Source organism: Clostridium putrefaciens, assembly GCF_900461105.1.
GTDB lineage: Bacteria > Bacillota > Clostridia > Clostridiales > Clostridiaceae > Clostridium_L > Clostridium_L putrefaciens.
This window is the reverse complement of the sequence record NZ_UFWZ01000001.1, coordinates 2,285,187-2,304,247: the sequence shown is the minus strand read 5'-3', so window position 1 is coordinate 2,304,247 and position 19,061 is coordinate 2,285,187. Positions and strand designations below refer to the sequence as shown.

Here is a 19,061-nt window from a genome sequence, read left to right as displayed (position 1 = left end):
CAATTAGGTTGAAAATTAGATGAACTATATAGTAAGATTTCAAGTATATTTAATTTTTAATATAATCAATAATGTTTTTAATATATTATTGATTATATTAATTAATACTGATATAATATGATAAGTAAATGAATGTGCGAGAGTGGCGGAATGGCAGACGCGCACGCTTGAGGTGCGTGTGGGAAACTGTACGGGTTCAAGTCCCGTCTTTCGCACCAAAATAAACCGTAAGTACTATCGATATTTTGATAATACTTACGGTTTTAAATTTATTAAAAGTCTCAATACGTTAAGTTGGAATGATCACCAATTGATGTATTGGGATTTTTGGTTTTGGTAATATAATAATTAAGTCACATTATATATTTATATACTAATAAAAAGTGACTAAAGCTTCCAAGTAAAACAAATATGTGAAATAGTTCATGAAAACTGAACCTTTTAGATATATTAGGAGCCTTTACAGCATAGATAACGCCACCTATAGTGTAAAATACTCCACCCACAAATAACCATACAAACCCTGCGATAGGGAGCACCTTAGATAAAGGCTTAAGTGCGGCTACTAAAACCCAACCCATAAAGATATAAAAGGATGTAGATAGTATTCTAGGACTATTAAACCAAAACACCTTTAATAAAACTCCAAGTATAGCTAAAGACCAAATTGCTATAAAGATCCCCCATCTCCAATATCCTTGAAGGGATATTAAACATATAGGAGTGTAACTTCCAGCTATTAAAATAAATATCATAGAATGATCAAGCTTTCTCAAAACCTTTGTAACACCATCTGAAGTTATTACGAGGTGGTATACTGAGCTTGCAGTATATAGTAAAATAAGACTTAATCCAAAGATTATTGAGGAAGCCAACACAAGATTGTTTAAATACCCTCCAGTTGCATACTTGATAACCATTGCAATTAATGCAAATAAAGAAATTACTGCACCAAATAGGTGGGTAAAACCACTTATAGGATCTTTAAAACTTTTATCCAATCACACCACTCCTTATAATCAATACTAGTATACTTAGTTATGAAAACTATGTAATGCTATATAGATATTATACAACTGATTATATACTAATGTAAAGTAAAATGATGTATTTATAAATAAAAATATTAAAACTATATATAACTTGCATTTTATACAAAATACTAATAACATATAAAATATAAAGCATGAATATGAATTCAAATGGTTTTTATATTTAAACTATGTAGTTTTCATAGATTGGAGTAGAGTTTTGGATAAAGAAAGTTTGGATAAATTACTTAACAGTATGAACTTTGAACAGGAGGTTAAATTTCAAGATATACCATCAATAGATCTTTATATGGATCAAGTTATTAGTATATTTGAAAATAGTCTTAAGGGATATAAAAGAAATGAAAAAGATAAGATTTTAACTAAAACTATGATAAATAATTATGTAAAAGACAAACTTTTAATGGGCGTTAAAAATAAAAAGTATAGTAGAGAACATATAATTTTGCTAGTGTTAATATATAATTTAAAGCAAAGCTTGGCAATAGGAGATATTAAAAAGACATTAACGCCATTAATTGAAAAGTTAGAAAAGAAAAAAGAAAGTATACCTATTGAAGAGTTCTATGATATATTTTTAAATATAAAGGTGGAAGAAACACTTTTATTAAATGAAGATTTATATAAAAAATTAGAAATAATAAGTTCTAATATAGTAAAAAGTAATTTTGAGGAAAAGGATAGCGATTATATTACATCTTTATTCATGATAATTTCGCTAATAAATACTTCCAATATGTATAAAAAATTAGCAGAAAAGCTTATAGATGATAATGTTATGGGAATGCAAGAAGAATAAAGAAAAGGTGAATATAAAAAAGACTATTGACTGAAATGTTCATAAGTGATATATTTAAATCAAGATAAATCTGAGGTATTTGTGAAGCTCTTATTTTGAACCTACATTATTAAAATGGGAGTTTAAAATATAATTGCGAATTTAACTTATAAGCCCTAATGTATGACATTCACCTAGGCAAAGTTTTTGAAACAATATTGAAGACACCCACCTATCGGATAGATAGGTGTCAAAATTAGGGCAACGGTATTTTGGATTATTAATACAAATGAAGTTATAAGCAAGAAGAGGTTTTTAAACCTCTTTTTTTAATATTAAAATATATATATATATATATATTAAAGAATGATATCTAAAATACACAGATAAAAGGAGAATGGTTTATGGCGAATAAATTTTTAAAAGATGATAAAGATGATATTTTAAAAGGACTATCTTCTATAGAATATAAAGTAACACAAGAAAATGGAACAGAAACACCATTTAAAAACAAGTTTTTTGATCATGAAGATGAAGGCATATATGTAGACATAGTTTCAGGAGAACCTCTTTTTACCTCCTTTGATAAATTTAATTCTAGTTGTGGCTGGCCTAGCTTTTCAAAACCGTTAGAGGAAGGTTACGTAAAGGAAGAAAAAGATTTAAGTCACGGTATGAATCGAATTGAAGTAAGAAGCAAAGAGGCAAATTCACACTTAGGTCACGTGTTTACAGATGGACCAATAGAAAAAGGTGGTCTTAGATATTGTATAAATAGTGCAGCTTTAAGATTCATTCCAAGGACTGAGCTTAAAAGAGAAGGTTATGAAGAATACTTAAAGTTGTTTAAATATTAATAAATAAAGCTAAATTTTAAAGATTACCTTTGAAATTTAGCTTTATTTATTTTTCTAAAAAAAGTTTAATTAATTATAGAAAAAATGCTAATACTAAATATATATAAGTATTAAGAATCTACAGTTGAAAGCCTTGACAAAATAATAAAGATAGACTATTATAAATATATAATAAATAATAACTATTATTATATAATAGTAATTACAATAATAAAAGTAAAGTGGTGTTGCAGGTGAATAAAGAAGAAAAGTATATAGACTTAGTTATAATAGGATCAGGACCAGCAGGACTTACAGCTGCAATATATGCGGCCAGAATGAAACTAAACTTTATAGTACTTGAAGATGAGCTTGTAGGAGGCCAAATAAGATCTACATATTCTGTTGAAAATTATCCTGGCTTTAAAATTATAAGTGGTCAAGAACTTGTAGATAAGTTTTATGAACAAGCATTAAGTGCAGGTGCTACTATAGATGAATTTGATAACATAGTAAGGGTGAGTCTTAAAGATAATGAAAAGATTATAGAAACTGATAGCTTTATTTATAAAGCAGAAACAGTAATAATTGCTACAGGATCTCAGTATAGACCGCTACCTATAAAAGAAGAAGCAACATACCATGGAAATGGAATTCACCACTGTGAGCTATGTGATGGAGAAATGTATGAAGACAAAGATATTATAGTTGTGGGTGGAGGAAATTCCGCAATAGAAGGTGCAATATTTTTATCAAGATATGCTAAAACTATAACTATAGTTCATCAATTTGACAATCTACAATCAGAAAAGAGCTTACAAGAAGAGGTATTAAACAATCCAAAGGTAACTATGGTTTGGGACTCTGAAATAAGGCATGCTTATGGTGAAGGTAAATTAGAAGAAGTATTAGTAGAAAATTTAAAAACTAAAGAAACAAGCAAAATTAAAGCAGATGGCATTTTTGTTTATATTGGAATGATACCAAAGACAAAGATGTTTGAAGATCAAATTGATATAAATAAATGGGGCTATATAAAAGCAGGAGAAACTACAACTACAAATGTAGAAGGAGTTTTCGTTGCAGGAGATGTAAGAGAAAAGCTATTTAGGCAACTTACAACAGCTAATGCAGATGGTACAGTTGCAGCTCTTATGGCTGAAAGATATATAGTAAACAAAAGGAGGAAAAGTAATGGTTAAAATATACACTACTCCAAATTGTCCTTATTGTAAAAAGGCAAAAAGCTATTTTGATATGAAAAGTGTTGAGTATGAAGATATCAATGTAGGAGAAGATAAAGAAAAAAGACAAGAAATGATAGAAAAGTCAGGTCAACAATCAGTGCCTGTACTTGAAATAAATGGAGAAATAATACTAGGGTTTAATAAGTATGCAGTAGATGCTGCTTTAAATAAATAAATAAATAAATAAATAAATAAATAAATAAATAAACATATTAGAGGAGGATTTTATAATGGAAAGATTAGTAGGTAAACCAGCACCTTGTTTTAAAATGAATGCAGTTAAGGGTGACGGAAGTGACTTTTTAGAAATCAAATCAGAGGATTACAAGGGGAAATGGTTAGTTATGTTCTTCTATCCACTAGATTTCACTTTTGTATGCCCAACAGAAATAACAGCTTTTAGTGATAGAATTGAAGATTTCAAGAAACTTGGAGCAGAAGTTTTAACAGTAAGTTGTGATAGTGAATATTCTCACCAAGCTTGGATAAAACAAGATAAAGCTAATGGAGGACTTGGACAAATTAACTTCCCAATGGCTTCTGATAAAAGATATGGAGTAGCTAAAGATTATGGAGTATTCGTAGAAGAAGAGGCTATTTCATTAAGAGGTCTATTTATAATAGATCCAGATGGAGAAGTGAAATATCAAGTAGTTCATGATTTAAATGTAGGAAGAAATGTAGATGAGACAATTAGAGTGTTAAAAGCACTTCAAACTGGTGGAATGTGTCCAGCTAACTGGGAAGAGGGAGAATCTTTACTTTAAGACTTCTCAAAAATTTAATAAATATATTGAAAGCCTTCAAATAACATATTTGAAGGCTTTTTAGGGAATAATATATTAAGGATCATAGTAACTATAAAGAGGTGTAAATGTGTAGATGTAAGCATTTGTATATCCCTTTTTTATATATTATGGTTATGATATAATATTATAAAGTATTTTAATAAAAAGAGGGAGGCGCACTATGAAAAATTTAATGAAAATTGAGGACTTCTTAAACATAAAGGATGATAAAGAATTTGTACTTTTAGACTGTAGATTTAATTTAAGTGATAAAGAATATGGTAAAAATGCATTTTATGAAGGACATATAAAGGGAGCTATATATGTAGATTTAGAAACTGAGTTAACAGGAGAAGTCAAAGAACATGGAGGAAGACACCCTCTTCCAAATTTAAAAAACTTCACAAAAGATATGAATAAAAAGTTTATAGATGATGATATAGATGTTATTATATATGATGATGGAGATTTAGCTGCGGCATCTAGGCTTTGGTGGCTATTTAAGTATATAGGAAAAGAAAATGTATATATAATAGAAGAAGGTATAAATGCGTGGAAAGATAGAAACCTTCCATTAGAACAAGAAGAAACTATTAATGATGATAGAAGAGTAGGAACATTATCTTTAAATATAAAAGATGATATGTACTGTGACATGCAATATGTAAAAGACAATCTCGATACCATTTTTATAATGGATGTTAGGGAAGAAGAAAGGTACTTAGGGGATGTTGAACCAATAGATAAAAAGGCAGGACATATTCCAGGGGCTAAAAACTATTTTTGGAAAGATAATTTTAATGATTTAAAGGTTAAGCCTAAAGAAGAGTTAAAGGAATTATTAAAGGGCTTAGAGGAAAAAGAAGCTATAATAGTGCACTGTGGATCTGGAATTACTGGAAGTGTAAGCGTAATGATTTTAGATGAAATGGGAATTAAAGTTAAACTTTATAGCGGTAGTTGGAGCGATTGGATAAGCTATGACGAAAATCCTATTGTAATGGGAGAAGAAAGATAATAAAAATTAATGGCGGTGGTAACCTATGAAAATAGGTATGAGAACTATAAAAACTGCCTTAGCGGTTTCTATATGCATTCTTATTTCTAGAATATTTCCAATAAACAATGCACTCTATGCCTGCATTGCAGCTATTATAACTATGGGCAGTACTGTGTCTAACTCATATAAGTCAGGGGTAAATAGGATAAAAGGAACTATTGTAGGAGCTATTGTAGGGCTTGTAATGTCTCTCATAGCTCCAGGCAATATACTTCTTGTAGGTATTGGAATAGTTATAATAATTACTATATGCAACTACTTTAAGTGGGACAAATCCATTGCAATATCTTGTACTGTATTTTGTGTTATATTTATAAGCTTAAATGGAAGAAGTCCTTTAGAGTACAGTATATATAGGACATTGGATACTGTAATAGGTATAGTTGTATCTTTAGTAGTTAACTATACTATTGCCCCACCTAAGATACATGAAAATGTAGTTATGTCTTATAAAAGTTTAAAAGATGAACTATTTAATTTATGTAAAAGTGCCATATTAAATCCTACTAAGTTTAATTTAGATGAGTTTAAACACTATATAGATGCTTTAGATAGGAGCATAAAGATGCATGATGAGGAGTTCTTCTCTAAAACTGAAGGGTTAGAACTAATAGATGATTATAAAGAATTTATGAAAGATACTAGAAGATTATATATTTATTTTGAAATGATGGGTACTATGCAAGAAGATTTATTAATACTAAATAATGATAATAGAAAAACATATGAAGAAATTTTCAATTCTACCTATGAAATAGAATTAAAGGATATTAAGTTTTTAGAAAAAACATTTGTTATAGAGGAAGAAAATATAGTATATAATTATAATGTTAATAAGATATGCAATATATTAAAAAACATACAAAGTAATCCTATAAGAATATGAAAATGTTAATAATAGACTTAATTATTCACTTAAATTAATAATTTAAATATAATAATATATATTTGTGTTTCTTTGTGATAATGTGATAAGATAATAAAGAAATTTAAAAATAAAGAGGTAGAATTTATATGAATAAAAAAAATAGAGAGCGTTTAATTATAAGCTTGTTTATAGTGGTTTTTTTAATCTTTATGTTTATTAATAGAGGTAGACTAAGACAATTTATTTCCCTCGGAAATTTCATTGCTTATGTTAGAAGTTATGGAAAATATGCATTTGTTTGTTTTATATTAATATTTGCTTTAAAACCATTAGTATTAATAGTACCTTCAGCAATGTTTTCTATTGCAGCTGGGATAGTGTTTGGTCCTGTTAAAGGGTTTGTAGTGAATATGATTGGCTTTTTCTTATCTGGCACACTAGCTTTTTATCTTTCAAGATTTTTAGGAAAAGATTTTGTGGACAAGATATTAAAAGGACGAGCGTTGAATTTTAACAATAATATGGAAAAGGATGGATTCAAGGTGTTATTTCTTTTAAGACTTCCACCAGTGCTACCCTACGATCCATTAAGCTATACTAGTGGACTTACAAAAATAACATATAGATCATTTATACTAGCATCCGTGCTAGGTGTTATACCAGAGACTATATGCTATTCATATATGGGAGAAAACATATTAAATCCACTCTCAGCTAAGTTTATAGTACCTTCTTTAATAGTGTTATCAGCTACCGTATTATCTACGTTAGCGTTTAATAAAAGTAAAAAAACAGATAATCTATCTGAAAAGAAATAAGTTTTATGATATGTTATTTAGAAAATTTTATTAAAAGCAAAAAGTACTGTCTTTAAAAATAAAAGACAGTACTTTTTTTATAGAGATAATTGTTTTCGTTTATTAAAAAATGATCTGTAGGACATAAAACAAGCTAAAAATGCAGAAATTGAAGTTGTTGCAAGTAGCATAAATGTAACCATTATTTGAAACTTTATAGCTTCAATTGGAGGCGTTCCAGCTAGTATAAGACCAGTCATCATACCAGGAAGCGAAACTATTCCAAGAGTTTTAGTAGAATCTATAGTTGGTATCATACCTGTTTTCATAGCATCCCTTATAATATTCATAGAGGAAGGCAATATTTCTGCACCTAGTGATAGTTTAGTTTCAATTTCATCTCTATAATTTTTAAAGTTAATATTTAATTGTTTATAACAAAGACCGATAGCTACCATGGCATTACCTATAACCATTCCTGATACAGGGATTACAGAGTAAGGCTCATATTTTATAGATTTAGATAATACTAAAACACCTAAGGTTATAATAGTACCAGCTCCTATTGAAACTAAAGAAATAAGCAAGACGTTGTGGATGTTACTGCCTCTTTTTCTAGCATTCATAGATGCATTAAATATCATAAATAACATTAATAAAGTTGTGAAAGCATAGCTTTTAAGGCCAAATACATAGTTTAAAACATAACCTACCAATGTTAATTGAATTACAGCTCTTATAACACCTATCATTATTTCTTTTTCTAATTTAAGTTTTTGCGAATGTGATATAAATATAGACACAATTACTAAAGAAGAAGCTATTAAAAGCGAGTAGATATTTAATGTGTTTTCTGCATTCATCTTACCACCTCTAAACTTTTTAATTTTCCGTTTTCAATGGAAAGAAGTTTATTAGCATACTTTATACTTTGTTCCATATTATGTGTTACCCAAAGTATAGTCATTCCTTCTGAGTTTAGTTTATTTACAACAGACTCAACTATTTTTGTATTTTCTTCATCTAAGGCAGAGGTTACCTCATCTAAAAGTAGAACTTCTGGCTTAAATAAGATTCCTCTAATAAGTGCTATTCTTTGCTTTTCTCCACCGGAAAGTTTATGAATATCCTTATCTAATATTGAATATGGAAGATCAAATAATTTTAGAAAGTATTTGATTCTATATTTATCTAGAGTTTTCTTTCGTGTGATGTAAGGAAATTTTAAATTATCCATTACGGTATCTCCGAAAAGTATAGGATTTTGGAAACAATAAGTTATTTGTTTCCTTAATTCATAGGGAGAATAGTCTAAGTAATCTTTACCTTTAAATTCAATACTACCTGAGGTTTGAGATATAAGGTGACTAAATAACTTTAAAATAGTGCTCTTTCCACTACCAGAAGGCCCTACTATTGACATGTAATCATTCTTATCCACATTTATACTAAAGTTATCTATTATTATATTATTTTTATCCTTATCCTTATAAGTTACATTTTTCATAGTAAGCAAATTAATCAACCCCTATTATTCTTTAGTCAAAAAGTTTAACAAGGTTCTAAAAGGAATACAAGTAGAACCCTTATCATAGGCACCTGTAGTTTTAGTATTAGACATAAACCCAGCTATATCTATGTGAGCAAAGGCTACATCTTCAGCAAAGTACTCTAAGAACTTGCTAGCTACAATAGCACCACAATTTGTTCCACTATTTTTTATGTCAGCATTAGGGGTTTTTAGCTGATGTAAGTACTCTTCATTACTGGGGAATCTCCAGAGATTTTCATCTACTTCTCTTCCTGACTTTGTAAGTGTAAAAGCTAGTTCGTTAGAATTTGTAAAAAGACCTAAATTTGTGTCTCCTAAAAAATTAGCACAAGAACCTGTAAGTGTTGCAACATCAATTATAAAATTTGCTCCTAATTCCTTAGCATAAGTTATAGCATCACAAAGCACCATTCTTCCTTCGGCATCAGTAGATATTATCTCTACAGTTTTTCCGCTATAGGTTGTTATAACATCCCCAGGCTTAAAAGATTTACTAGAAGGCATATTTTCAACAACGGGTATTAAAGCCATAATGTTTTTATTTGGTTTAATCTTTCCTATGGCATCCATAAGTCCAATGGCTATAGAACCTCCTACCATATCATAAATCATCTTCTCCATTCCCTTACCAGGCTTTAGGGTTATGCCACCGGCATCGAAGGTCACACCTTTACCTACAATAGCAAATATATCTTTGCTATCTTTGTCACCTAAATATTGCATAACTATAAGACTTGGGTCATTTGTACTTCCTTTAGCTACTGAAAGTATGCCACCCATTCCCATTTGTTCTAACTTAAACTTATCTATTATTTGTATATCAAGGTTATGCTTTTTTGCTATGCTTTGAGAAGTTGTCACCAAATATTTAGGCGTAACAATATTAGAAGGCATATTAGAAAGGTTTCTTGAAAGATTAATTGAAGTACCAACCTCATACCCCTTAGTTATTGAAGATTCAAAATCTGAAATTAAATTAATATTAGATAATTTAATAGGGTCCTTTTTAGATTTTATACCTTCATATTTATAAAGAGATAATGCAATGGATTCACCTAAGGTATATCCTACATCTTCAGTGAAGTTATCTAATATATCTATGTTTTTAATTTTGTTTTTAAAGTTTAAAATAAAGTTACCTAGTCCATTGAAAAGCTTTGAATTATTATATTCCTCAGTAAGTCCAAGACCTACTATATAAATATTATCATAGCTACACTTTCCAAGTGTATTTATACATTCGGTTTCCTTATAAGTACCACTATTTTTTGAAAAGCTTAATATTTGTTTTATATCTTCAGGATAATTTAGATCGTAGTTTTGAAATTTAAATATTAAAATATTAGAATATCTTTTACTGTTACTAATTTCAATCATAGTCTCACACCCCTTATTAATATTACCTACTATAATAACATATTAAATTTACAAATAAAAATGTTGTGCCATATTATATTAAATAAAAATGAAGATATGAGTAAGGAATTTTAAGATTAAGTAATTTAAATTATATTTATATAAAAGTCTTTATATAAAATCTATATAAAGGTAATTTTATACTTTTGTAGAATTAACATCATTATAGATATTTTAAGGAGGTGAATTGTTGCATAATATTTAGCAGAATCTACATTGAAACATGTGTATATGGTGTATAAATGTTATCAGCAAGATGTATGTTTAATTTTAAAAATGCTATAGATGATTTTGTTATAAGCGATATTAATAAAGAAAACTTGATAGATGTTAGACAATGGCTAAATTCTCAAAAGGATATGGATAAGGATTTTGATAATAAAGGCATAACTTTTGAAGAAATGTTAGAAAGATTTTTAGAATATTATATAAGCGAAAATGAAATTTTCTTAAAAATAACTAAAGATAAAAAGATAATAGGTATCTTTAAGGGAAGATTTGAATTTAAAGATATAAATCAATTTGTAATATGGTACTTTTTAATAGATGAAAAGTATAGAAATAAAGGTATTGGAACTAAAATAATTACTAAGTTAATAGAATACAGTAAAGAAAAAATGAATATAGATGAAATTTGCTCAGTTACAGTAAAAGATAATTATGATGGAATAAGGTTTTGGGAGAGCTTAGGATTTAAGCAAATGAGAGTAGTTAAAGATTTTTTTGAAAGGGGTGACAAAACAAAAGATATGATTATCTTAAAAAAACATTGAGGAAAATCAAAACAACATTTTAAAAGTATTATATAAATTATATTTTCATGACTTTTAGAATAAATGTCTTCTTTTATAAATAGTATTTATTATAGTAGCATTATTATAAAGGAGGAAAAGATGAAATACACAAGATATAATTATAAAAAGAAGAAACCTTTAAATTATTTTATATTGTTTTTTATTTGTGGAGTGTTTGTATTATCATTAGCTTTCGGAAGTGTAATATCAAAATTATTAATAAAAGATAAATCAAACTTAAAAAGAGATTCTAATGAAGTAAATATAATAAATAAAAATAAAAAGGCTGAAAATGGTACGTTAAACTTTTATTTAGTTCAAACAGGAGTTTTCAGTAAAGTAGAAAATGCTACAGAAAACAAAAAGAAGCTATCAGAACTTGGATATGAATCTTTTATAATAGAAGATGAGGGTAAGCAAAGGGTGATAATAGGTATATTTGAAGAAGAGGAAGCTACCAATATCGTAAAGGATATAAAGGGAAAAGGACTTGATATTGCAAGGATACTTTTAGATATAGATAAAAGTAATAATGAAAGCAATGAAATAGCTGAAATAATAAGTGCAAATATTAAAGTGTTTTCTAAATTAAGGGAAAAAGAAGTTATGTCTATTAAGACAGAAGAAATAAAGAAATGGACAAGTGAATTAGAGTCTACTAAAACAAAAGGAAGGCAAAATGAGCTTTTAGAAGAAATAAAAAAATTCACTTTAGAATTGCCAGATGAAATAAAAAAAGAAGAGTTAAATAAGTATTATGAATATATATATATATACCATAAAAAACTTATACAAAATAAGTAAATATGTGTTTTGAAATAACAATAAAGTAGCTTTTTACTGTAAAAGCTACTTTATTTAGTTGGTTTTAAATTAAAAGTATAAAAAAGATATTAATTTTTTCTAAAATAATATAAAGCTACTTGTTTAAGAAATTTATAAATGATAAACTATATAGTATGTATAAATGGGTGGTGAATAATGTTGAAAAGTGTAAAGAAAAGTAGGGGATTATTTATACTTGTTATATTTATTGGAGGGATTTTAGGGAATTTTCTAGGGGAATTTATTTCAAATAATTTAAAGTCACTTGAGATTTTTAAAATCGTATATAATATTGGATTGACAAACCCGATACATTTAAACTTGAAAATTGTGGAGATTACTTTTGGTATGAATTTTAATTTAAATATTATGTCTATAGTTGGTGTAATATTGGCTATAATACTATATAGAAGGTACTAAACTGATAGGAAGTGTTTATTTGAATATAATTTTAGCATCTGCTTCAGAAAGAAGGCATGAACTTTTAAAGAGAATTATAAAAGATTTTAAAATCACAGTAAGTGATTTTGATGAGGGTAGTATAGAATTCAAAGGAAACTTTGAAGAGTATGTAAAATCTTTATCTAGAGGAAAGGCCACATCTGTAGCTAACAATTGTATAGATGATGCTATAATAATAGGATGTGATACTATTGTAGCTTTTAATGGTGAAGTTTTGGGAAAACCTAAGGATGAAAATGAAGCTTTTAATATGTTAGAAAAATTAAGTGGAGGTATCCATAATGTTTATTCTGGCGTAACACTTATACGAAAAAGTGATAACAAGATTTTCGAAGAAAGTGTTTGTACTGAAGTGAAGTTTTCAAATATTACAAAAGATGACATAAGAGCATACATAAAAACAGGTGAGCCCTTTGATAAAGCGGGTGCTTATGGAATACAAGGTTATGGTGGCTTATTTGTTGAGGGAATAAAAGGCTGCTATTATAATATAGTAGGACTTCCTATAAATAAACTAAATTATATGCTAAAGCAGGCCATAATCTAAAAAATTAGCTCTTATAATTTGTATATTTTATTCAGGGGATGGGGTAAATCTAGTTTAAGGAGAATCTTTATGAAAGATAGTCTAAAAATCATGGATTTACCAAAGAATGAGAGACCTCAAGAAAGACTTTTAAGATATGGGGCTATTAGTCTTTCAAACTCAGAGCTTTTAGCTATAATATTAAGAACAGGAACATCTAAAGAAAATGTACTTCAACTCTCAAGTAGAGTAATTAAAGAGTGTGATGGTGTTCAAGGAATATTAAATAGCTCATCAGAAGACTTAATGAGTATAAGTGGAATAAAAGAAGCGAAGGCATCACAAATTCTAGCCTTAGTTGAGTTATCTAAAAGATTTCACAGTTACGGTTCTGGCAAGGAATATAAGATAAAGACTCCAAAGGATGTAGCAGACTTATTAATGAGAGATATGGGGAGTTTAAATAAAGAGATTTTAAAGGTAATATATCTTAACACTAAAAATATAGTAATAGGTGTAGATACAGTATCTATAGGCAGTTTAAATTCTTCTATAGTTCATCCAAGAGAGGTGTTTTCTTATGCTATTAAAAAAAGTAGTGCTGCTATTATTGTGTGCCATAACCATCCTTCAGGAGATGTTACTCCTAGTATAGAAGACATCAATATAACCAAAAGATTAAAAGAATGTGGGAAGATATTAGGCATTGATTTGTTAGATCATATAATAATTGGTAAAGAGAATTATCTTAGTTTAAAGGAAAAGGGAATAATATAGATTTGAAGGGAGAACAACAATGGGACTATTTGGGAACAACAAGGATATGGGAATAGACTTAGGTACAGCTAATACTTTAGTATATGTAAAAGGGAAGGGGATATTACTTAGAGAACCTTCTGTAGTAGCTATAAATACTACTACTAAAAAGACTTTAGCTGTAGGCGCTGAGGCAAAACAAATGATAGGTAGAACACCTGGAAATATAACTGCTATAAGACCTATGAAAGATGGGGTTATTGCAGATTTTGATATAACTCAAACAATGCTAAAGACATTTATAGAAAAGGTAACATCAAAATCATCGTTTACTAGCCCAAGAATAATAGTATGCTTTCCATCAGGGGTTACAGAGGTTGAAAGAAGAGCTATTGAAGAAGCTACAAAGCAAGCAGGAGCTAGAGAAGTTCTACTTATGGAAGAACCTATGGCAGCGGCTATAGGAGCCGGACTTCCGGTTGATGAACCAACAGGAAGCATGATAGTAGACATCGGAGGAGGTACCACAGAGATTGCCATAATATCTTTAGGTGGTATTGTAACAAGCAAGTCATTAAGGGTTGCTGGAGATGAACTAGACCATGCCATTGTTAGTTACATAAAGAAGGGACATAACCTTACTATAGGTGAGAGGACTTCTGAAAATATTAAAATGGAACTTGGTTCAGCATTTAAAGATGAAGAAGAAGAAAGAAAGATGGACATTAAGGGAAGGGATATAATGACAGGACTTCCAAAGACCATAGAGATATCAGAAGAACAAATAAGAGAGGCACTAAGAGAGCCTATTGCTTTAATAATAGAGTCTATTAAAACTACACTAGAAAAAACACCACCAGAACTTGCAGCAGATATAATGGATAAAGGTATAATGCTTACAGGTGGCGGAGCTTTACTTAGAGGCATAGATGAACTTATAAGCAAAGAAACTCATATCCCTGTTCACATATCAGAATCACCACTAGATTGTGTGGCCTTAGGAGCAGGAAAAGCTTTAGATAATTTCGATAAAATAAGTAAAAGGTGATAATAAATGAAGTTTTTTAAAAACAAACTGGCAGTAACTGTAATAGTGCTGTCAGTTACATTTTTAGTTATAATAGGCTATACATCAAAAAAACAGGGAAAAGATAAAGTAAGCAGTGCGGTAGGAGTTACTTTAAATCCAGTCCAAAAAGTATTTTATAGTATAAATGATAATGTTAAAGGGTTTTTGAATTTTATTTTTAATTTTTCAGATGTTAAAAGTGAAAATACAGAGCTAAAAAAGAAAAACAGTGAACTTTCATCTAAATCAATTGAATACGACTCTCTAAAAAATGAAAATCAAAGGTTAAGGGAAATGTTAGATTTTAAAAGTCAAAGGGATGAGTACAATTATATTGGTGCTAATATAATAAATAAAGCTGGAGGAAGTATACTAGAGAGCTTTACTATTGATAAAGGCTTAAAACATGGAGTTAAGGTAGGAATGGTGGCTATAGATCCTAAAGGACTTGTGGGTCAAGTTACCGATGTTACTAACAGTTGGTCTACAATACAACCAATTACAAGTGAAAATGTTGCAGTAGGGGCATTAGTTGAAAGCACTAGGGACACTACAGGTGTGGTTAAAGGCTATAGAGATAATAACAAGGCAGTTGCAAGGCTAGAATATATTGATGCAAACTCTGAAATCAAAGAAGGGGATGTTATACTTACATCAGCATCAGGAGACAGTTATCCAAAGGAAATAAAAATAGGCGTAGTACTTTCTATTAAAGAAGATAAAGCTAAAATGGGTAAGACTGCTATTATTGAACCTTATGTAGACTTTAACAAATTAGAAGAATTATACTTAGTAGTACCAACTAGTAATGAAAACAACAATATAAAATATTAAGTGGTGATTGTATGAAAAGAGTCATATTAATACTTATAAGTTTACTTCTTTTTATCATAGATAATACATTTATGCCATTTTTGGAGGTTAATGGAGTATACCCAAGTCTACTTATAATTTTTGCATTAAGTTATTCTATAATTAATGGATATTATGAGGCTATTTTAATTGGAGTTTTTGCTGGCTTATTGCAAGATATATATTTTTTCAATGGTTTTGGAATAAATGCTCTTTCTAATATGTGCATATGTTTGATAGCTGCTAAAATTGGTGAAAATATATTTAAAGAGAAGTCACTTGCACCGATTATATCTATTTTTATGTTATCTATATTAAAGGGTGGTATTATATTTGTAATTTTGTTTATTTTAAATATAAAGATAAATTATTTTAACATACCTTTTGTAGCGTTATATAACATGATTATTACTACGTTTGTTTATAATAAGATATATAGTTTTAGTGCAAAGCCCTATATGAAAAACTATAAAGATTTTTGAAAAAGATGGGTGATTATATGAAAAGTAAAAAACAAATGAATAGATACACATCTTTAACCATGGTAATGATAATTATATTTTCAGGTCTTTTATCTAGACTTGCTTATTTGCAAATTATAAAATATGAAGATAATAAAGAACAAGCTAATAATCAATCTGTTAGGTTATTGTCAGAATCTGCACCAAGAGGGCATATTCTTTCAAATGATGGTACAAAACTTGCAACAAGTGTTCAAAGTTATGTATTGACTTTTATGGAAACAGAAGAAAGTAAAAAGGCCTTTTTTCAAACTATGTCTAGTGTTTTTACAATGTTAGATGAAAAGGAAGAAAAGCTTCAAGATACATTTGCTTTAAAGGTTGAACCTTTTAGACTTGAATTTAATACTAGTGATGAAGAAACAATAAGGGCACTAGAGATGAGATTTAAAAAAGATAGAGGGTTTGACTTTAATGTACAAAAAAGGTTATATCCAAATCAAAAAAATGAACTTACAATAGAACAGACTAAACAAATAGATAATGAACTTCTAAATGTTACTCCAGATGAAATGTTCTATGATTTAGTAAAGGATAAAGACTACGAGATATATAAGCTTTTAGGATATACCAAAGAAGAAGAAAAGGTTCTATTAAAAGAAAAGTCTGGTAAAGAGATAACAGAACTAATTATACAAAAGTATCCTATTGAAATTATAAGAAAGTATATGGTAATAAAAGATGCTATTAAGATGCAAAAGTTTTCAGGATTTAAACCTATAACTTTAGCTACAAATATAAAAAAAGATTCATCTTTTGTGTTTTTACAAAAACTAAGTCAACTTCCAGGAGTTGATGTTGGAGTTGAGCCTATACGCTTTTATCCTTATGGAGAATTTGCTTCGTCTGTAATAGGATATGTTGGGTCAATAGATGGAGGACAAAAGGAAAAATACGAGGAAAGAGGATATGATATATCCACAGATTTAATTGGTAAATCTGGCATAGAATCTGCATTTGAAGATAGGCTTAAAGGATCTAAAGGTGGAAATACGGTTAAGGTTAATAATTATGGTAGAAAAACAGATGAATTATTTAAATTAGAATCTGTTCCAGGGCATAACATCCAACTAAGTCTTGATAAAAATCTACAAAATGTTGCAGAACAAGCATTAGAAGATAAAATGAAATTTTTAAGAGCTAATATGCACCGTGAATATGGTCTTAACACAGCTAATGCTACAAGAGCAGCTGTTATAGTTCAAGATGTTAATAATGGTAAGATTTTAGCGATGGTAAGTAATCCTGGATTTAATCCTAATGATATGGCTATACCTGGGAGAATGAGTCCTGAAATAGTTAAAAAGTATTTTGCTCCAAACCTTGAGGAATTCGGTAATCAATATATTAAAGATAGAGGTCTTAGCATGACATTAGATCAGTTATTTCCACTAGTAGATAAAAAAAACCCTAAGGACAAAAGACGGAACGATCCTTATGATATATATCCTAAGGCTACATATAATTATGCCACGATGGGAGCTGTACCACCGGGATCTACATACAAACCTTTTACTGCAGCTGCAGGACTTGAGTCTGGAGTAATAGATGTTAATACGAAAATACTAGATCAGGGAATATTTAACAAACATGAAGATCTTAAAAATTATACTGGGGCCTGTGAGATATATTCTGAGCGACGTGGATCTCACGGAAATATAGATTTACAAGAAGCATTAGCTGTATCCTGTAACTATTACTTTTATGAGATTGGATATAGAATATATAAAGAATTTGGGTTAGACGGTCTTGCAGAATATTCTTGGAAGTTTGGACTTGGAAAAGACCCTAAAAGTAAAACAAAATCTACAACAGGTATAGAAATAGCAGAAGACACTAGAGGTCAGGTTTATAACTATGAATCTTTTAAAAACTTAGTATCATCTCTTTCAGCAGAGCCCTTAGTTGAGATATTAGAAAGTGGAAGATCATCAAGAGGAAATGTATTTAAACCACTACCTATAAGGAAAAATGATGAAGATACAAAAGATGTGGCAGAATCAAAGGCAGTTATAAAAACATTAGTTAAAGAAGAACTTCTTAAAGATTATAAACTAGCAGAAGTTACTTCTCTTATGTCAAAGTTTAAACCAGAAATGACAAAAGCAATAAAAAATTATATTTCAAAACTTCCACAAGAAGAAAAAGATCAATATAAAGATACAGATATAGAGGCTATGGTTATATCCATAACATCTTTTATATATTATGATAAAAGAGGAGAACTTACAACAGGAGCAGAAGTAATTAATGCATCTATAGGTCAAGGGATGAACTCTTTTACACCTCTTCAACTTAATAATGCTGTTGCAACATTAGTAAATGGAGGAACTAGGTATAAAACAACACTTATAGATAAAATTACGGATAGTGACGGCAAGATTTTAGAAGAAACTAAGCCACAAGTAACAGAAGAGTTAAATCTTAAACAAAGTACAGTTGATGCAATAAAAGAGGGTATGAGAAAAGTTGATGAAACTGGAACAGCTACATCTGTATTTAGAGACTTTCCAATAATTACTGGAGGTAAAACTGGTACTGCAACTTATAGAGCTAACGGAGAACAAGAAAAGGTTGGCCGTTCAGCTTACGGAGTTTATGTAGGATTTGCTCCATTTGATAAACCGGAAATAGCCGTAACCGTAATTGTATATGATGGTGGTCATGGATATTATGGAGCAGATGTAGTAAAAGCTGTTTATGAAGAATACTTTAGAGATAGAATATTAGCAGAAAGACCAAGCTATACATTTATGTACGATTACACATTAAAAGAATCAAAATCCTTATTAGAATTGGATGAAGAAAAGTAATTATATTTTTCTTATCTTAAAATTTAATAGTTATTATTGTAATTGAGGA

General features: G+C 29.1%; 21 protein-coding genes, 1 tRNA gene and 1 other RNA gene. 19 read left to right on the top strand and 4 right to left on the bottom strand.

Features of this window, described 5'->3' with window-relative positions:
- Window positions 1–136: 136 nt before the first annotated feature.
- A tRNA-Leu gene (locus DY168_RS10335) sits at window positions 137–218 on the top strand.
- Between the two features lie 135 nt (window positions 219–353).
- Here the strand turns inward: DY168_RS10335 and trhA are convergent.
- Entirely contained in the window at window positions 354–1,001 is a 648-nt protein-coding gene (gene trhA / locus DY168_RS10330; protein WP_115641675.1) for a PAQR family membrane homeostasis protein TrhA, read from the bottom strand.
- A 250-nt stretch (window positions 1,002–1,251) separates the two neighbouring features.
- On the opposite strand from trhA, the gene DY168_RS10325 reads away from it, so the two are divergent.
- The 9 genes from DY168_RS10325 to DY168_RS10285 all read left to right on the top strand — a co-directional run bounded on the left by DY168_RS10325 (window position 1,252) and on the right by DY168_RS10285 (window position 7,447).
- Window positions 1,252–1,851 carry a DUF1836 domain-containing protein gene (locus DY168_RS10325; protein ID WP_115641674.1) on the top strand — a complete coding sequence of 200 codons (600 nt, stop codon included), beginning with the start codon at window positions 1,252–1,254 and terminating at the stop codon, window positions 1,849–1,851.
- Window positions 1,852–1,915: 64 nt separating this feature from the next.
- Window positions 1,916–2,113: non-coding RNA, 6S RNA (ssrS, locus tag DY168_RS10320), on the top strand.
- A 121-nt stretch (window positions 2,114–2,234) separates the two neighbouring features.
- Window positions 2,235–2,687: a peptide-methionine (R)-S-oxide reductase MsrB gene (msrB, locus tag DY168_RS10315; RefSeq protein ID WP_115641673.1), complete on the top strand. Its 453-nt coding sequence runs from the start codon at window positions 2,235–2,237 to the stop codon at window positions 2,685–2,687.
- Window positions 2,688–2,920: 233 nt separating this feature from the next.
- On the top strand, window positions 2,921–3,868 hold the full coding sequence (locus DY168_RS10310; protein WP_115641672.1) for an NAD(P)/FAD-dependent oxidoreductase: 948 nt from the start codon (window positions 2,921–2,923) through the stop codon (window positions 3,866–3,868).
- Window positions 3,861–4,088 carry a glutaredoxin family protein gene (locus tag DY168_RS10305; RefSeq protein ID WP_115641671.1) on the top strand — a complete coding sequence of 76 codons (228 nt, stop codon included), beginning with the start codon at window positions 3,861–3,863 and terminating at the stop codon, window positions 4,086–4,088. Before DY168_RS10310 ends, DY168_RS10305 begins: the two co-directional genes overlap by 8 nt.
- A 55-nt stretch (window positions 4,089–4,143) precedes the next feature.
- Window positions 4,144–4,680 (top strand): peroxiredoxin, encoded by a 537-nt coding sequence (locus tag DY168_RS10300; RefSeq protein WP_115641670.1) that lies wholly within the window; start codon window positions 4,144–4,146, stop codon window positions 4,678–4,680.
- Between the two features lie 202 nt (window positions 4,681–4,882).
- Entirely contained in the window at window positions 4,883–5,719 is an 837-nt protein-coding gene (locus tag DY168_RS10295) for a sulfurtransferase (protein WP_115641669.1), read from the top strand.
- A gap of 25 nt (window positions 5,720–5,744) precedes the next feature.
- The gene (locus DY168_RS10290) at window positions 5,745–6,647 is read left to right on the top strand and encodes an FUSC family protein (protein ID WP_115641668.1); all 903 of its coding nucleotides are present in this window, start codon (window positions 5,745–5,747) and stop codon (window positions 6,645–6,647) included.
- 128 nt (window positions 6,648–6,775) lie between these two features.
- Window positions 6,776–7,447, top strand: coding sequence for a TVP38/TMEM64 family protein (locus tag DY168_RS10285; RefSeq protein ID WP_115641667.1), 672 nt, complete (start codon window positions 6,776–6,778; stop codon window positions 7,445–7,447).
- Window positions 7,448–7,524: 77 nt separating this feature from the next.
- On the opposite strand, the gene DY168_RS10280 is transcribed toward DY168_RS10285, so the two are convergent.
- The 3 genes from DY168_RS10280 to DY168_RS10270 are packed head-to-tail and all read right to left on the bottom strand — an operon-like array spanning window position 7,525 to window position 10,355.
- A complete protein-coding gene (locus DY168_RS10280) occupies window positions 7,525–8,289 on the bottom strand; it encodes an ABC transporter permease (protein WP_115641666.1) in 765 nt (254 codons plus the stop codon).
- Complete coding sequence (locus DY168_RS10275) at window positions 8,286–8,948, bottom strand: ABC transporter ATP-binding protein (protein ID WP_242984172.1); 663 nt, start codon at window positions 8,946–8,948, stop codon at window positions 8,286–8,288. Before DY168_RS10275 ends, DY168_RS10280 begins: the two co-directional genes overlap by 4 nt.
- A 9-nt stretch (window positions 8,949–8,957) precedes the next feature.
- The gene (locus DY168_RS10270; RefSeq protein WP_115641665.1) at window positions 8,958–10,355 is read right to left on the bottom strand and encodes a M17 family metallopeptidase; all 1,398 of its coding nucleotides are present in this window, start codon (window positions 10,353–10,355) and stop codon (window positions 8,958–8,960) included.
- 281 nt (window positions 10,356–10,636) lie between these two features.
- On the opposite strand from DY168_RS10270, the gene DY168_RS10265 reads away from it, so the two are divergent.
- The 9 genes from DY168_RS10265 to DY168_RS10225 all read left to right on the top strand — a co-directional run bounded on the left by DY168_RS10265 (window position 10,637) and on the right by DY168_RS10225 (window position 19,012).
- Window positions 10,637–11,167, top strand: coding sequence for a GNAT family N-acetyltransferase (locus DY168_RS10265; protein ID WP_115641664.1), 531 nt, complete (start codon window positions 10,637–10,639; stop codon window positions 11,165–11,167).
- Window positions 11,168–11,287: 120 nt separating this feature from the next.
- Window positions 11,288–11,992, top strand: a complete 705-nt coding sequence (locus DY168_RS10260) for an SPOR domain-containing protein (protein ID WP_172556321.1) — start codon at window positions 11,288–11,290, stop codon at window positions 11,990–11,992.
- 177 nt (window positions 11,993–12,169) lie between these two features.
- On the top strand, window positions 12,170–12,433 hold the full coding sequence (locus tag DY168_RS10255) for a DUF4321 domain-containing protein (RefSeq protein WP_242984111.1): 264 nt from the start codon (window positions 12,170–12,172) through the stop codon (window positions 12,431–12,433).
- Window positions 12,434–12,452: 19 nt separating this feature from the next.
- A complete protein-coding gene (locus DY168_RS10250; RefSeq protein ID WP_115641662.1) occupies window positions 12,453–13,022 on the top strand; it encodes a Maf-like protein in 570 nt (189 codons plus the stop codon).
- Between the two features lie 69 nt (window positions 13,023–13,091).
- Window positions 13,092–13,778 (top strand): RadC family protein, encoded by a 687-nt coding sequence (gene radC / locus DY168_RS10245; protein ID WP_115641661.1) that lies wholly within the window; start codon window positions 13,092–13,094, stop codon window positions 13,776–13,778.
- A gap of 19 nt (window positions 13,779–13,797) precedes the next feature.
- A complete protein-coding gene (locus DY168_RS10240; protein ID WP_115641660.1) occupies window positions 13,798–14,805 on the top strand; it encodes a rod shape-determining protein in 1,008 nt (335 codons plus the stop codon).
- Window positions 14,806–14,811: 6 nt separating this feature from the next.
- The gene (gene mreC / locus DY168_RS10235) at window positions 14,812–15,660 is read left to right on the top strand and encodes a rod shape-determining protein MreC (protein ID WP_115641659.1); all 849 of its coding nucleotides are present in this window, start codon (window positions 14,812–14,814) and stop codon (window positions 15,658–15,660) included.
- Window positions 15,661–15,671: 11 nt separating this feature from the next.
- On the top strand, window positions 15,672–16,160 hold the full coding sequence (gene mreD, locus DY168_RS10230; protein ID WP_115641658.1) for a rod shape-determining protein MreD: 489 nt from the start codon (window positions 15,672–15,674) through the stop codon (window positions 16,158–16,160).
- Window positions 16,161–16,177: 17 nt separating this feature from the next.
- Window positions 16,178–19,012, top strand: a complete 2,835-nt coding sequence (locus DY168_RS10225; RefSeq protein WP_172556320.1) for a penicillin-binding transpeptidase domain-containing protein — start codon at window positions 16,178–16,180, stop codon at window positions 19,010–19,012.
- The last annotated feature ends 49 nt before the right edge of the window (window positions 19,013–19,061 follow it).

Coding starts and splice junctions, on each gene's coding strand:
- msrB (WP_115641673.1), top strand. CDS start 2,235: ATGGCGAATAAATTTTTAAAAGATGATAAAGATGATATTTTAAAAGGA.
- DY168_RS10305 (WP_115641671.1), top strand. CDS start 3,861: ATGGTTAAAATATACACTACTCCAAATTGTCCTTATTGTAAAAAGGCA.
- DY168_RS10300 (WP_115641670.1), top strand. CDS start 4,144: ATGGAAAGATTAGTAGGTAAACCAGCACCTTGTTTTAAAATGAATGCA.
- DY168_RS10295 (WP_115641669.1), top strand. CDS start 4,883: ATGAAAAATTTAATGAAAATTGAGGACTTCTTAAACATAAAGGATGAT.
- DY168_RS10290 (WP_115641668.1), top strand. CDS start 5,745: ATGAAAATAGGTATGAGAACTATAAAAACTGCCTTAGCGGTTTCTATA.
- DY168_RS10285 (WP_115641667.1), top strand. CDS start 6,776: ATGAATAAAAAAAATAGAGAGCGTTTAATTATAAGCTTGTTTATAGTG.
- DY168_RS10280 (WP_115641666.1), bottom strand. CDS start 8,289: ATGAATGCAGAAAACACATTAAATATCTACTCGCTTTTAATAGCTTCT.
- DY168_RS10270 (WP_115641665.1), bottom strand. CDS start 10,355: ATGATTGAAATTAGTAACAGTAAAAGATATTCTAATATTTTAATATTT.
- DY168_RS10265 (WP_115641664.1), top strand. CDS start 10,637: ATGTTATCAGCAAGATGTATGTTTAATTTTAAAAATGCTATAGATGAT.
- DY168_RS10260 (WP_172556321.1), top strand. CDS start 11,288: ATGAAATACACAAGATATAATTATAAAAAGAAGAAACCTTTAAATTAT.
- DY168_RS10255 (WP_242984111.1), top strand. CDS start 12,170: ATGTTGAAAAGTGTAAAGAAAAGTAGGGGATTATTTATACTTGTTATA.
- radC (WP_115641661.1), top strand. CDS start 13,092: ATGAAAGATAGTCTAAAAATCATGGATTTACCAAAGAATGAGAGACCT.
- DY168_RS10240 (WP_115641660.1), top strand. CDS start 13,798: ATGGGACTATTTGGGAACAACAAGGATATGGGAATAGACTTAGGTACA.
- mreC (WP_115641659.1), top strand. CDS start 14,812: ATGAAGTTTTTTAAAAACAAACTGGCAGTAACTGTAATAGTGCTGTCA.
- mreD (WP_115641658.1), top strand. CDS start 15,672: ATGAAAAGAGTCATATTAATACTTATAAGTTTACTTCTTTTTATCATA.
- DY168_RS10225 (WP_172556320.1), top strand. CDS start 16,178: ATGAAAAGTAAAAAACAAATGAATAGATACACATCTTTAACCATGGTA.